General features: G+C 74.5%; 16 protein-coding genes. 6 read left to right on the top strand and 10 right to left on the bottom strand.

The features are described 5' to 3' along the window. Positions 1-83: 83 nt before the first annotated feature. From ACI79O_RS23745 to ACI79O_RS23735, 3 genes are read right to left on the bottom strand one after another with little or no spacing between them, the layout of a single operon-like run. Entirely contained in the window at positions 84-1,079 is a 996-nt protein-coding gene (locus tag ACI79O_RS23745; protein WP_456915354.1) for a class I SAM-dependent methyltransferase, read from the bottom strand. 26 nt (positions 1,080-1,105) lie between these two features. Further along, on the bottom strand, positions 1,106-2,020 hold the full coding sequence (locus ACI79O_RS23740; RefSeq protein ID WP_456915353.1) for a hypothetical protein: 915 nt from the start codon (positions 2,018-2,020) through the stop codon (positions 1,106-1,108). Further along, the gene (locus ACI79O_RS23735; RefSeq protein ID WP_456877737.1) at positions 2,017-3,207 is read right to left on the bottom strand and encodes an inositol-3-phosphate synthase; all 1,191 of its coding nucleotides are present in this window, start codon (positions 3,205-3,207) and stop codon (positions 2,017-2,019) included. Before ACI79O_RS23735 ends, ACI79O_RS23740 begins: the two co-directional genes overlap by 4 nt. 205 nt (positions 3,208-3,412) lie before the next feature. Between ACI79O_RS23735 and ACI79O_RS23730 the strand changes: the two genes are divergently transcribed. Both ACI79O_RS23730 and ACI79O_RS23725 read left to right on the top strand, forming a co-directional pair. Next, a complete protein-coding gene (locus ACI79O_RS23730) occupies positions 3,413-4,033 on the top strand; it encodes a hypothetical protein (protein ID WP_456892106.1) in 621 nt (206 codons plus the stop codon). Next, positions 4,030-4,788, top strand: coding sequence for a glycoside hydrolase family 16 protein (locus tag ACI79O_RS23725; RefSeq protein WP_456915352.1), 759 nt, complete (start codon positions 4,030-4,032; stop codon positions 4,786-4,788). The genes ACI79O_RS23730 and ACI79O_RS23725 overlap by 4 nt, the downstream gene beginning before the upstream one ends. Before the next feature lie 7 nt (positions 4,789-4,795). Here the strand turns inward: ACI79O_RS23725 and ACI79O_RS23720 are convergent, their stop codons facing one another. The 5 genes from ACI79O_RS23720 to ACI79O_RS23700 all read right to left on the bottom strand — a co-directional run bounded on the left by ACI79O_RS23720 (position 4,796) and on the right by ACI79O_RS23700 (position 9,446). Further along, positions 4,796-5,335 (bottom strand): PaaI family thioesterase, encoded by a 540-nt coding sequence (locus ACI79O_RS23720; RefSeq protein ID WP_456892110.1) that lies wholly within the window; start codon positions 5,333-5,335, stop codon positions 4,796-4,798. Then, complete coding sequence (locus ACI79O_RS23715) at positions 5,325-5,834, bottom strand: winged helix-turn-helix transcriptional regulator (RefSeq protein WP_456892112.1); 510 nt, start codon at positions 5,832-5,834, stop codon at positions 5,325-5,327. The genes ACI79O_RS23720 and ACI79O_RS23715 overlap by 11 nt, the downstream gene beginning before the upstream one ends. Positions 5,835-6,012: 178 nt before the next feature. After that, entirely contained in the window at positions 6,013-6,786 is a 774-nt protein-coding gene (locus ACI79O_RS23710) for a succinate dehydrogenase/fumarate reductase iron-sulfur subunit (RefSeq protein WP_456892114.1), read from the bottom strand. Continuing rightward, positions 6,787-8,733, bottom strand: a complete 1,947-nt coding sequence (locus ACI79O_RS23705; protein WP_456892116.1) for a fumarate reductase/succinate dehydrogenase flavoprotein subunit — start codon at positions 8,731-8,733, stop codon at positions 6,787-6,789. 11 nt (positions 8,734-8,744) lie between these two features. Next, on the bottom strand, positions 8,745-9,446 hold the full coding sequence (locus tag ACI79O_RS23700; RefSeq protein ID WP_456892118.1) for a succinate dehydrogenase cytochrome b subunit: 702 nt from the start codon (positions 9,444-9,446) through the stop codon (positions 8,745-8,747). A 157-nt stretch (positions 9,447-9,603) separates the two neighbouring features. Between ACI79O_RS23700 and ACI79O_RS23695 the strand changes: the two genes are divergently transcribed. Both ACI79O_RS23695 and ACI79O_RS23690 read left to right on the top strand, forming a co-directional pair. Beyond that, the gene (locus ACI79O_RS23695; RefSeq protein ID WP_456892120.1) at positions 9,604-10,212 is read left to right on the top strand and encodes a sulfite oxidase-like oxidoreductase; all 609 of its coding nucleotides are present in this window, start codon (positions 9,604-9,606) and stop codon (positions 10,210-10,212) included. A 121-nt stretch (positions 10,213-10,333) separates the two neighbouring features. Further along, a complete protein-coding gene (locus ACI79O_RS23690; RefSeq protein ID WP_456915351.1) occupies positions 10,334-11,005 on the top strand; it encodes an FAD-binding oxidoreductase in 672 nt (223 codons plus the stop codon). A gap of 13 nt (positions 11,006-11,018) precedes the next feature. Here ACI79O_RS23690 and ACI79O_RS23685 read toward each other — a convergent pair whose 3' ends face one another. Beyond that, the gene (locus ACI79O_RS23685) at positions 11,019-11,174 is read right to left on the bottom strand and encodes a hypothetical protein (protein ID WP_456877747.1); all 156 of its coding nucleotides are present in this window, start codon (positions 11,172-11,174) and stop codon (positions 11,019-11,021) included. Between the two features lie 80 nt (positions 11,175-11,254). Here ACI79O_RS23685 and ACI79O_RS23680 point away from each other — a divergent pair, with 80 nt between their 5' ends. Continuing rightward, positions 11,255-11,791: an N-acetyltransferase family protein gene (locus ACI79O_RS23680; protein WP_456892124.1), complete on the top strand. Its 537-nt coding sequence runs from the start codon at positions 11,255-11,257 to the stop codon at positions 11,789-11,791. Here ACI79O_RS23680 and ACI79O_RS23675 read toward each other — a convergent pair. Further along, on the bottom strand, positions 11,773-12,504 hold the full coding sequence (locus ACI79O_RS23675; RefSeq protein WP_456892126.1) for a monooxygenase: 732 nt from the start codon (positions 12,502-12,504) through the stop codon (positions 11,773-11,775). The genes ACI79O_RS23680 and ACI79O_RS23675 overlap by 19 nt on opposite strands. 23 nt (positions 12,505-12,527) lie before the next feature. On the opposite strand from ACI79O_RS23675, the gene ACI79O_RS23670 reads away from it, so the two are divergent. Then, positions 12,528-12,943: formate/nitrite transporter family protein (locus ACI79O_RS23670; RefSeq protein ID WP_456915350.1), on the top strand; the 416-nt coding region annotated here is incomplete at its 3' end.

Raw genomic sequence — 12,943 nt, 5'->3', positions numbered from 1 at the left:
CCCCGTGCTTATCACGTCAACTCGACGCCGGAGGGCCCCTCGGAGGTGCGAGATCGCGTGATCTCGACCGGAGGTGTGCCGGCTCACCACGCCTCCGGGAGGTCGACGAGCAGGCGTCGGCGGGCCGCGTCGACGGGCAGCGGGTCGGGCCAGCGCGGGGGCAGGTACGACGAGCGCGGCCCGTACTCGGCGGCGTAGCGCTCGCTGGGCCAGGTCAGCACGCCCCCGGGGTAGAGCGGGTTGACGAACAGCGGCGGCAGCGGCTCGCCGAGGTCCACCGGCGCGGGGGCCAGCGGGTGCCCGGCCACCAGCGCGACCGCCTCGCTGGCGTGCAGGTCGGCCGGCGCGGCCCGGCGCGGGGGACGGCCCTCGAGCAACGCGCGGGTCAGCTCGTCGTCGTCGTAGAGCAGCCCGGTGCCGAGCACCTCGGCGTACCCCTCCGGCGTCAGCGGCGCCCCGTGCGGGTCGGCCACGTGCGCGTGCCCGACGACGACGGTGCCGCCCGGTCCGGCCAGCGCCCGCATCGCCGCGGCCGCGGCCGGCTTGTCGCGGAGGAAGTAGAAGGCGTCGTGGCACATGACGTACGCGGGGGAGCCCACCGGCAGGCCCGGCGCCGCGGTCAGGTCGGCGCACACGTAGCGCGCCGACGGGCAGACGAACCGCCTGGCCAGCCACAGCTTGGCCCAGACGACGTCGACGCCGAGCAGGTCGGCCACCCCGCGGCGGGACAGCTCGCGCAGGTGCGCGCCGATCCCGCAGGCGACGTCGACCACCGGCCTGCTGCCCGGCCAGTGCGCCTGCAGCAGCGCCAGCCCGGCCAGGTGGGTGGGGTCCGACCAGCGGTGGGCGAAGTAGTCGGCGACCCGCCCCATGCCGAGCAGGTCCATCGCCTCGCGCAGCGTGCGCGCCGCCGGCACCCGCGCGAGCTGCTCGGGCGGAGGCGGCGGCTCGGTCCACCAGTCGTCGGCGTCGGCGAGCAGCAGCACCCGGGCGCGGTCGGTCTCGCCGGCGGCGAGCAGCCCGGCGACCTCGGCGCGCAGGTCGTCGCGGCCGGCCCGGGCGAAGGGGATCCCGTCCACCACCGGGACGGCCGGTGCCGGTGCGCTCACAGCCCGGCCGCCGCCAGGACGTCGAGGTGGTAGGCCTGCACCGGCCCGGCGTGCACCAGCTCGAGGTCGTCGAGCGCCTGCGACGCGGTGAACCCTGCGGCCCGCGCGTGGTGGTGCACCTGCAGCACGCGGTCGAGGACGTCGGCGGCGTGGAAGGCCCGCGCCGCGGGCTCGCCGGCGCCCGGCCGCAGCGCGAGCACCTCCCGCACCCGGCCGGCCAGCGCGGCGGGCAGCGCGGCGAGCTCCCGCTCCTCCAGCGTGGCCGTCACCCGCTCCAGCGCGTCGCCGAACAGCACCTCCCCGGCGAACCCGGCGTCGGGCAGGACGACGTTGTGCAGGTGGTGGGCCAGGCCCAGCAGGAACGGCGGCACCGGGTCGGCGCCGACCACCGGCGCGACCAGCGCCCCGTAGACGGCGACGGTGAGGCAGTGGTCGCCGTGACTCTCCGGCGGCTCGACGACGATCCGCGGCTTCCCCGGCGCGGTCGCCCCGGCCCGCGGCTGGGCGTTGAGCGCGGCGGCCAGCGGTGGCGCCGACCCGGGCGACGGCAGCGGGCCGAGCGCGGCGCGCAGCCGGTCGCGCAGGCCCGCGTCGAGCGGCCCGGCCACCTCGTCGAAGGCCCGGCGGAGCACCACCAGGACCTCGCCGTCCTCCAGCCCGGCGGTGGTGAGCACGGCGGCGTCGATGCCGGCCAGCCGGGCCCGGGCGACGGCGGCCGCGGTCTCGGACCACGCGACGTCCGCGACGTCCTCGCCGGCGAGCAGCCGCGCCCACGCGCGGGCGAACGCCTGCTCGGCCAGCGAGCCCGGGGCGCCGGCGACCCGGACGCGCTTGGCGTCACCGATCTCGGCCAGCAGCGGCCGGAGGCCGGCGAGCGCGGTCAGCGTCCCCGGGACCTCGATCGCGGTCACCGGGAGCCGGCGCCGGCGGCCAGCCAGTCGAGCAGGGCGGTCTCCTGGCGGTGGAAGGCGTGCTCGGGGACGTCGCCGCCGGCGGTCATCGGCGCCTTGAAGAACCACCCCAGCTGCCGCTGCACCCCGCCCTCGCCGCGCTGCTGCGCGAGGTCGGTGAGGCGGGCGAGCTCGAGGGCCAGCGGGGCGGCGAGGATGGAGTCGCGGCACTGGAAGTCGACCTTGACCTGCATGCGCTGGCCGAGGAAGCCGACCAGGTCGATGGCGTCCCAGGCCTCCTTCTGGTCCCCGCGCGGCCGGTAGTAGTCGATGCGGACCACGTGGTCCTCGACCGGGTAGCCCAGGATCGAGTCCAGCACGCTGCCCTTGGTCTGCAGCTTGCTGTTGAGCGAGTCGGGGTCGTCGAGGGCCAGGCCGTCGCGGTTGCCGAGGATGTTGGTCGAGTACCAGCCCTCGACGGTGAGCGAGCGGGCGCGGAAGGCCGGGGCGAGGACCGTCTTCATCATCGTCTGTCCGGTCTTGCCGTCCTTGCCGGCGACCGGGACGCCCCGGGCCTCGGCGAGGGCGACCAGCGCCGGGACGTCGGCGGCCAGCGACGGCGTGAAGTTGACGTAGCCGACGCCCTCGGCGATGGCCGCGTAGGCGTAGACCATCGCCGGGGTGATGGCGCGGTCGTCGGCGTCGAGCCCTGCCTCGAAGGCCTCGACGGTCTGCAGCGCAGGGGCGGTCGGGTCGGGCCACCGCTCGGTGGAGGCGAGGTTGACCAGCACCAGCCCGTCGAGGGACTCCTCCTCCCGGAACCGGCGCAGGTCCTCGCGGACGGCGTCGACCTGGGCGCGGCGGGTCTCGGCCAGCACCACGTTGCCGCCGGTGACGTTGCGGCAGAAGTCGGCGTCGCCGGCCGCGGGCCAGGGCGTCAGCGCCGAGAGCGCCGGGCCGGCCTCCTCGAGCTGCCGGGCGTCGAGGACCCCGTGCTGCTCGGCGGCCTTGCGCAGGTCGGAGCCGTCGAGGTCCCAGCCGCGCACGACCAGCGACTCGTACCCGGCCAGGCCCGTCGTCTCCTCCACCGGGCCGCCGGCCACCTGCAGGCCGGCCAGCGGCAGGCCGTCGGAGCCGGCCACCCCGGTCCGCAGCAGCTCCAGACCCGCGACCGCGGTCGTCGCGACCGCACCCCCGAGTCCGACCACCGCGACACCCACCCGACGGGACTCCTGCGACACGACCGACCTCCGCGCTCCCCGGGCGGACCCGCTCCACCCGGCCCGAGACTGGCACAGCGGTTGTGCACCCGCTGGGTGAGAACGAGATTCTGCCGCGCAACCCGGTCGTGCACCGCACGTCCCTGGACGGGGTGGCCACGATGGAGACCCACCCGGATCCCGGAGGTGCACCGTGACCGTGCCGTACGCCCAGCAACCCCCTGCGCCGATGGTGGTGCCGCGCTTCACCGTCCGTCAGCGGATCACCGTGATGGTCAACCGCTACGAGGTCCGCGGTGTGCAGCCCGACGGCAGCGAGGGCCCGCTGCTCGCCCTGGCCCAGCAGAAGCGGCTCAAGCTCAAGGAGGAGGTGGTCTTCACCGCCGACGAGGCCCGCACCCGCCCGGTCTTCGCCTTCCGCGCCCGCCAGCGGCTCGACGTGCACGCCCAGCACGACGTGTTCGACGAGGGCGGCCGCGTCCTCGGCACCTTCAGCAAGCGCTTCGGCGCGAGCCTGCTCCGCTCGACCTGGACCCTCTCGGCCCCCGGCCTGGAGGCCGTCGGCCGGGAGCGCCGGCCGTTCCTTGCGATCCTGCGGCGGGTGTGGGACTTCATCCCGTTCCTCGGCGACGTCTGGGTGCCCTTCGTCTTCCACTTCGACTTCGTCGACACCGCCACCGGGCAGCCCGTGCTGGTCGTCGAGCGGCGCAAGGCGATCCGCGACCGCTACGACGTCTTCGTCCCCGACCCGCGGCTGGACTTCCGGGTCGCCGCGTCGATGGCCGTGGCCCTGGACGCGCTGCAGAGCCGGTGACCGGGACGCCCTTCCGGGACGACTTCGACGGCGACGACCTCGACCGCGACGTCTGGGTGCCGCACTACCTGCCGCAGTGGAGCTCGCGTGCGGCGACGGCGGCCTGCTACGAGGTCCACGACTCCTGCCTGCGGCTGTACCTGCCCGACGACGCGCCGCTGTGGTGCCCGGGGGACCACCCGCCGCTGCGGGTCTCGGGCGTCCAGTCCGGCGTCTTCTCCGGTCCGGTCGGCAGCACCGTGGGGCAGCAGCCGGTGCGGCCGGGCGCCGTCGTCCGGGAGGAGCAGCCCGCGCACTGGGGCTGGACGCCGCGCTACGGCCTGCTCGAGATGCGGGCCCGCGCCACCGTGACGCCGCGGTCGATGGTGGCCTGGTGGACCGTCGGCCTGGAGGACCGGCCCGAGCGCTCCGGCGAGATCTGCGTGGCGGAGGTCTTCGGCGACGCCGTCGACCCGGCGGACGGCGCCGCGGTCGGGATGGGCACCCACCCGTTCCGGGACCCGCGGCTGGTCGAGGACTTCGCCGCGCCCCGGCCCGGCATCGACGTCGCCGACTGGCACGTCTACGCCGTGGACTGGCGGCCCGACGGCGCGGTGTTCTCCGTGGACGGGCAGCGCGTGCGCGAGGTGGCGGTGACCCCCGACTACCCGGTGCAGATGATGCTGGCCGTCTTCGACTTCCCGGAGAAGGAGGTGCCGGGGGAGCCCTACGTCGTGCCCGAGCTCGTCGTCGACTGGATCCGGGGCAGCGACTGACCGGCGCTCAGGCGGCCAGCGGGAAGACCAGCAGCGAGCTCGACGCCGTCGCCACGGTCTTGCCGGCGGCGTCGAGCACCTGCCCCTCCGCGAAGGCGACCCGCCGTCCCGGTTTGACCACCGTGCCGACGGCGGTCAGCCGCCCGCTGGCCTGGGTCACCGCCCGCAGGTAGGTGACCTTGAGCTCGATCGACGTGTAGCCGACGCCGTGGGGCAGGGTGGTGTGCACCGCGCAGCCGGCGACGGAGTCCAGCAGCGTGCAGACCAGCCCGCCGTGCACGACGCCGATGGGGTTGTAGACCGACTCGTCCACGGCGCAGGTGAACTCGACCCGGCCCTCCTCGACGGTGGTCAGGTCCATCTGCAGCAGCTGCGCGATCGGCGGGGGCGGCAGCACGCCGTCGCGCACGGCCTCCAGGGTCTGCAGGCCCGACCGCTCCCGGCCGCCGGCCGCGGTGACCATCGGGTCGAACCAGGTGACCGTCCGGGACCGCGGCTCGCCCCACCCGGCCGGGGTGCCGGTCACCGGGTCGGTCTCAGTGCTCATGCGTCTCCTCGGCGGGCAGTCCCGACAGCGCCCGCCCGGCCGGGGTCAGCACCCGCTCGACCCGCGAGCGGTTGACCGGCTCCCCGCAGGTGCGGCACACCCACTCGGCGTCGACCTGGTGCTCCTCGTGCCCCTCCGGGGCGTGCTCGAGGCGGACCGGCGGCTCCTCGGCGGCCCACCGGTCGCCCCACTGCAGCAGCGCCTGCAGCACCGGCAGCAGGTCACGGCCGGACGCGGTCAGGTGGTAGCCCGAGCGGGGCGGCGCGTCGCTGTACTGCCGGCGCTCGAGCACGCCCGCGGCCACCAGGGCGTTGAGCCGCGCGGTCAGCCGGTCGCGGGGAGCGCCCGTGCCGCGGGCGATGTCGCTGAAGCGGTGGTTGCCCAGCGACACCTCCCGGACGACGAGCAGCGACCACCGCTCGCCCACCAGCTCGAGGGCGGCGGCGATGGTGCACGGGCGGCCGGGTAGGGCGGTGAGGTCGTACGGGGCGGTGCTCACCCGAGTCAGTTTGCCCGTCGAACCGACACGGCGCCACTGCCAGGGGCGAGGCATAGGAAGCTATCCGCTCGTCCTGGCGCTCCAGACGTGCGGAGAGCTTCCAATGCCTCAGCCGCGCCCGGGAACGGCGACGGGCGGGGACCCCCGGAGGAGTCCCCGCCCGTCGGCGGCGCTGGACCTAGCTCTTCGGCCGCGCACCGGCGCGCAGCGCGCCGAGGAGGTCGTGGTTGAGCCGGGAGATGGTCTCCATCGAGATGCCCTTCGGGCAGCTGGCCGAGCACTCACCGATGTTGGTGCAGCCGCCGAAGCCCTCGAGGTCCTGCTGGTGGACCATGTTGACCACGCGGTCGTTGCGCTCGGGCTGCCCCTGGGGCATCAGGCCGAGGTGGGTGACCTTCGCGGCCGTGAACAGCATCGACGAGGCGTTCGGGCAGGCCGCCACGCAGGCGCCGCAGCCGATGCAGGTGGCGGCGTCGAACGCGGCGTCGGAGTCCTTCTTGGCCACCAGGATCGAGTGCGCCTCGGGGGCGGTCCCGGTCGGGGCGCTGATGTAGCCGCCCGACTGGATGATCCGGTCCAGGGCCGACCGGTCGACGGCGAGGTCCTTGATGACCGGGAAGGCCGTCGCCCGCCACGGCTCGACGTCGATCGTGTCGCCGTCCTTGAACGACCGCATGTGCAGCTGGCAGGTGGTCGTCTGCGGGTGCTCCTCGAACAGCCCGTTGCCGTGGGCGCGGCCGTTGATCATGACGCCGCACGAGCCGCAGATGCCCTCGCGGCAGTCGTGGTCGAAGGAGACCGGGTCCTCACCGTTGAGGATGAGCTGCTCGTTGAGGACGTCGAGCATCTCCAGGAACGACATGTCCGGGGAGACGTCGGTGACCTCGTAGGTCACCATCTTCCCCTTCTCTGCCGCGCTCCGCTGGCGCCAGACACGCAGCTTGAGGTTCATCTACTTGTAGCTCCGCTGGGCGAGGTGGACGTAGTCGAACTCGAGGTCTTCCTTGTGCAGGACGGGCGGGACACCCTCCGGCGTCCACTCCCAGGCCGCGACGTAGGCGAAGTTGTCGTCGTCGCGCAGGGCCTCCCCGTCGGGGGTCTGGCTCTCCGCCCGGAAGTGCCCACCGCAGCTCTCGTTGCGGTGCAGGGCGTCGACGCACATGAGCTCGGCGAGCTCGATGAAGTCGGCGACGCGGCCGGCGTGCTCGAGGCTCTGGTTGAACCGCCCGGCCTCACCGGGCACCCGCACGTTCGTCCAGAACTCCTGCCGGATCTCCGGGATCCGGTCGAGGGCCTTGCGCAGGCTCTCCTCCGAGCGCTCCATGCCGCACAGGTCGAACATCAGCCGGCCGAGCTCGCGGTGGAACGAGGCGGTGGTCCGGGTGCCGTTGATCGACAGCAGCCGATCGGTCTGCGCCCGCACCCCCTCGAGCGCCTCGACGGCGGCCGGGTGAGCCGGGTCGACCGCGCCGAAGGGACCGGAGGCCAGGTAGTCGTTGATCGTGTTCGGCAGGACGAAGTAGCCGTCGGCCAGGCCCTGCATGAGGGCGCTGGCGCCGAGCCGGTTGGCGCCGTGGTCGGAGAAGTTCGCCTCGCCGATCACGAACAGGCCGGGGATCGTCGACTGCAGGTCGTAGTCGACCCACAGGCCGCCCATCGTGTAGTGGACCGCCGGGTAGATCCGCATCGGGACCTCGTAGGGGTCCTCGCCCGTGATCTGGGCGTACATGTCGAAGAGGTTGCCGTACTTGGCCTCGATGGCCGGCCGGCCCAGCCGCTGCATGGCCTCCGCGAAGTCGAGGTACACGCCCAGGCCGCTGGGGCCGACGCCGCGGCCCTCGTCGCAGACGTTCTTGGCCTGCCGCGAGGCGATGTCGCGGGGGACCAGGTTGCCGAACGAGGGGTAGATCCGCTCGAGGTAGTAGTCGCGCTCGTCCTCGGGGATCTGCCGCGGGTCGCGGGTGTCGCCGCGCTCCTTGGGCACCCACACCCGGCCGTCGTTGCGCAGCGACTCGCTCATCAGCGTGAGCTTCGACTGGTACTCGCCGTGCACCGGGATGCAGGTCGGGTGGATCTGCGTGTAGCAGGGGTTGGCGAACAGCGCGCCGCGCTTGTGCGCCCGCCAGATCGCCGTGGCGTTGGAGCCCTTGGCGTTGGTCGACAGGTAGAAGACGTTGCTGTACCCGCCGGTGGCGAGCACGACGGCGTCGGCGAAGTGGGTGCTGATCTCGCCGGTGATCAGGTTCCGGGCGACGATGCCGCGGGCCCGGCCGTCGACGACGATCAGGTCGAGCATCTCGGTGCGCGCGTGCTGCTCGACGGTGCCGGCCGCCATCTGCCGCTCGAGGGCCTGGTAGGCGCCGTAGAGCAACTGCTGGCCCGTCTGGCCGCGGGCGTAGAACGTCCGCGACACCTGGGTGCCACCAAAGGAGCGGTTGTCGAGCAGGCCGCCGTACTCGCGGGCGAACGGGACGCCCTGCGCGACGCACTGGTCGATGATGTTGACGCTGACCTCGGCCAGCCGGTGCACGTTGTCCTCGCGGGCGCGGAAGTCGCCGCCCTTGACGGTGTCGTAGAACAGCCGGTGCACCGAGTCGCCGTCGTTGCGGTAGTTCTTGGCGGCGTTGATGCCGCCCTGCGCGGCGACGCTGTGCGCCCGGCGCGGGCTGTCCTGGTACCAGAAGGACTTCACCCGGTAGCCGGCCTCGCCGAGCGTGGCGGCCGCCGCGCCACCGGCCAGCCCGGTGCCGACGACGATGATGCTCAGCTTGCGGCGGTTGGCCGGGTTGACCAGCTTCGCGCGGAACCGGCGCTCGCTCCAGCGCTCGCTGATCGGGACGTCGCGGGGGGCCTTGGTGTCGGCGATCGGGTCACCGACGGTGAACAGTTCGAGGGCCATGACGCGTGCTCCTACTCGATGATGCCGACGAGGACGCTCAGCGGCGGGATCAGGAAGCCCACCGTGAGCACGACGGCGAAGACGGTGGCGAACGCGTTGACCGTCCGCTCGCGCGTCCTGTTGCTCTGCCCCAGGGTCTGGGTCGCGCTCCAGATGCCGTGCCGGAGGTGGAAGCCCAGGGCCAGCAGCGCGACGACGTAGACCAGGGTCACGATCGGGTTGGAGAACCCGGCGATCGCCCTCTCGTAGGGCGTGGAGTCCGGCCCCTCGGGGTTGGCGACCCCCAGCGTGAGGTCGAGGACGTGGTAGACGATGAACAGGCCGAGGATGACGCCGCCCCAGCGCATCGTGCGCGAGGCGTAGCTCTGGGCCACCGCCTTGCGGGCCACGTACTGCGTCGGACGGGCGCGCTTGGCCTGGCGCCACAGGGAGATCGCGGCCCAGATGTGCGCGACGACGGCCACCAGCAGGACGACCCGGATGATCCACAGGACGGTCTGTCCCGGGACGGCCGGCTCACCGATGCGGCGGATCCACTCGGAGTACCCGTTGAAGGTCTCCGCGCCGGCGAAGAGCTTCAGGTTCCCGACCATGTGCGCGACCAGGTAGAGGACCAGGATGATGCCGCTGACGGCCATCACGGCCTTCTTCGCGACCGAGCTGGTCTTCGCGACCTTCGGGGTCCTGCGCTGGCCCGACTGCGTCACCGTCACCACAGCACCAAAGTTAGGCTCCCTAACCCCTTGACGGCCACGTGAACACACAGTGACACGGCTCATGTAAGGGAACCCTCAACCCAGGTCAGGACGTTGAGGGCCGCCCGCCGGACGTGGCAGCGTTCCGGCAGCAGCACCGACCGGAGGAGGACGTGTGGCAGGACCGACCCGGGGCTTCCTCGGCCGCCGACGGGAGCGGGATCCCCGGCTGCCGCCCGGCCAGTACGACGTCGGCCGCGACTGGCCGGTGCTGACCGCCGAGCCCACGCCGCGCATCGCGCCGGAGACGTGGAGCGTCACCGTCGACGGCCGCGTCGAGAACCCGACGACGTGGACGTGGGACGAGGTGCACCGGCTGCCGCCGTCGGAGTACCGCGGCGACATCCACTGCGTGACGACGTGGTCGAAGTTCGACACCCACTTCGCCGGTGTCAGCGTGGACACCCTGCTCGAGGCCGCCCGGCCGACCGCCGAGGCGCACTTCGTCGTCGCCACCTCCAAGACCGGCTACACCACCAACCTGCCGCTCGAGGACGTCACCGGCGGCAAGGCGTGGCTGGTGTGGGAGTTCGACGGGCAGCCGCTGCCGGTGGAGCACGGCGGCCCGGTGCGGCTGCTCGTGCCGCACCTCTACTTCTGGAAGAGCGCCAAGTGGGTCACCCGGCTGACCCTGCTGCAGCGCGACCAGCCCGGTTTCTGGGAGCAGAACGGCTACCACGACCGCGGCGACCCCTGGCGCGAGCAGCGCTACCAGGGTGACTGACGAAGGACCCCGCTGCCCCCCACCGCTCGCAGGCTCGCGGCGGGACCCTGCAGCGGGGCCACCAGATGCCTCACCTGACGTGCGGCGGCCCGCGCCCGTCGGGGGCTGGCGGGAGGCGACGGTGCGGGAGGTCGACCGCCCGACCCCGCGCACCCTCCGGCTGCGGCTGGAGGTGCCCGACCGGCCCGACCACCTCGCCGGCCAGCACTACGTCGTCCGGCTGACCGCCGAGGACGGGTACCGCGCCCAACGGTCCTACTCGGTGGCCTCCGCGCCGGGCGACCCGCTGGTCGAACTGCTCGTCGAGCGCCTCGACGACGGCGAGGTGTCCACCTACCTGGCCGACGTCGTCGAGCCCGGCGACCGGCTGGAGGTCCGCGGCCCGATCGGCGGCTGGTTCGTCTGGACCGGGGACGCGCCGGCGCTGCTCGTGGGCGGGGGCACCGGGGTGGTGCCGTTCGTGTCCATGCTGCGCACCGCCCGCGAGCTCGGCCGCGAGGACCTGCTGCGGATCGCCGTCTCCACCCGCACGGCCGCCGAGCTGCCCTACGCCGACGAGCTGCGCGCGGCCGGCGCGCTGGTGGTCACCACCCGCGAGCGCTCGGGGATCCGCCCGGCCGGCCGGCTGACCGCCGCGGACCTGGTGCCGCTGTGGGAGCCGGGCCAGACCGCCTACGTGTGCGGGTCCACCCCGTTCGCCGAGGCGGCCAGCCAGCTGCTCGTCGGGCTGGGCGTGGCCGCCGCCGACGTCCGGGTGGAGCGGTTCGGCCCCAGCGGCGACGGCCTCCCCTGAGCCGGACCGGGCGTCACTGACGGCGGCCGCGCAGCCAGGAGCCCAGCGCCACGCCGGCGAGGGCCCAGAACGCGCCCGCGCCCACCCCGGCCAGCACGATCCAGAACGGGACGCGCAGCTCGTCGTCCACCGGACGGGGGACGGGCACGGGACCGGGTGCGTCGCTCATGGCGCCGAGCCTTCCCCCATGGGGGTGCGCGGTCCAGGGGCGACGCCCGTCCGCACGGCGCCGGGGGCGATGATCGGAGCGTGTCCTCCGCCGTCGTGACCGCCGTCGACGCCGTCGACCCGCGGCTGCACGAGGAGCTGCTGGCCTGCTGGACCGACGTCACCAACGCCGGCGGCGCGGTCGGTTTCGTCCCGCCGGTCACCCGGGACGACGTCGCGCCGGTGCTCGACGCCGTCGTCGCGCGGGTCGCCCTGGGCCGCGAGCGCCTGGTGGTGCTGCGGGTCGACGGCGAGCTCGGCGGGTTCGCCGTGCTGTCGCTGTCGGTCAGCCCGCTGCGCCGGCACTGGGCCACCGTGCTGCGGGTGCAGGTGCACCCCCGCCTGCAGGGCCGGGGCCTGGGCCGGGTGCTGCTGTCGGGCATCCACGAGGTCGCCCGCGACAGCGGCCTGGAGATGCTGCACCTGACCGTGCGCGGCGGCTCCGGCCTCGAACGGTTCTACGAGCAGTTCGGCTACCGCGAGTTCGGCCGGATGCCCGGCGCGATCCGGCTGGCCCCCGGTGACGACCGGGAGGAGATCCACCTGGTGGCGCGGCTGGGTCAGCCCGCCGCGGGCTGAGCCAGCGGGTCGGCGCCGTCGACGGTGCCCCGGGAGGAGAGCACCGCCAGCCGGGCGAACAGCTCCTCGGCGTACCAGCCCTCCTGCGCCGTCCGCGCCACGACGGCGGCGTGCTCGGGGCGGTCGTAGGCGAAGGCGTTGAGCGCCGCGGCGGAGTCCCACACGCTGAAGGTGCCCTGCAGGCCCAGCGGCGCCTCGCCGATCCCGACGGCCATCCGCAGCCCGGGCGCCCGGTGCAGGTCGGCCGACACCGGCGGCACCGCCGACCAGAACCGCGCGGCCCGGCGCAGCACCAGCCGGGCCCGGGTCACCGCGGCCACCGGCCCGTCCCAGCGGCGGGGGCGCGGGCTGCCGAACGGCTCGCGGCCCGACCACCGCCCGCGGGTGGCCAGGGGGCGGAGCCGCACCGCCCACTCCTCGTCGGCGACCCGCCGCCAGCTCGCGCCCACCGGCCCGTCGTCGAGGGCGTCGGCGGCGGCGTCGTCGTCCCACACGGCGAGCAGCCCCCACCGGCGCGGGTCGGCGTCGCGGACGGTGAAGGTGCGCCCGTCGCCGGTGCCCAGCAGCTTGGCGAAGCGCAGGCCCGGGGTGCGGGCCAGCGCGGGCCGCAGCGTGGCCATCCGCAGCACCGCGCCCGGCACGGCGCGGCGGGGGACGCCCCACAGGTGCAGGGTCACGGTCCCCGGGTCGCCACCCGGCTCGGAGTGCGGCACGCCGCCGAGGGTAGGTGTGCTCCGTGACCGACCAGCGCCGCGTCCAGCTCGGCGACACCGATGCACCCGCCGAGGACGAGCTCGTCGACGCCTTCGACCGGGTGGTGAGCCAGGGCGCCCAGCGGCTGCACCGCACCTGGCGCGAGGTGCTCACGACCGGCCTCGCCGGAGGGCTGGAGGTGTCGGTCGGGATCCTGGCGCTGGTCGCCGTGTACGCCGAGACCGGCAGCCACCTGCTCGCGGGGCTCGCCTTCTCGATCGGCTTCGTCGCGCTGCTGCTGGCCCGCAGCGAGCTGTTCACCGAGGGCTTCCTGCTGCCGGTCACCGCGGTGGTCGCCGGCCGGGGGGGGGGGGGGGGGGGGGGGGGGGGGGGGGGGGGGGGGGGGGGGGGGGGGGGGGGGGGGGGGGGGGGGGGGGGGGGGGGGGGGGGGGGGGGGGG

Source organism: Geodermatophilus sp. SYSU D00696 (assembly GCF_054050235.1).
Note: the sequence above shows the minus strand (reverse complement) of the source record. Positions and strands in the feature narration are given on the sequence as shown.

Bases quoted from the DNA above. Each gene is read 5' to 3' on its own strand.
- ACI79O_RS23710 (WP_456892114.1), bottom strand. From the start codon at position 6,786: ATGAACCTCAAGCTGCGTGTCTGGCGCCAGCGGAGCGCGGCAGAGAAG.
- ACI79O_RS23720 (WP_456892110.1), bottom strand. From the start codon at position 5,335: ATGAGCACTGAGACCGACCCGGTGACCGGCACCCCGGCCGGGTGGGGC.
- ACI79O_RS23685 (WP_456877747.1), bottom strand. From the start codon at position 11,174: ATGAGCGACGCACCCGGTCCCGTGCCCGTCCCCCGTCCGGTGGACGAC.
- ACI79O_RS23705 (WP_456892116.1), bottom strand. From the start codon at position 8,733: ATGGCCCTCGAACTGTTCACCGTCGGTGACCCGATCGCCGACACCAAG.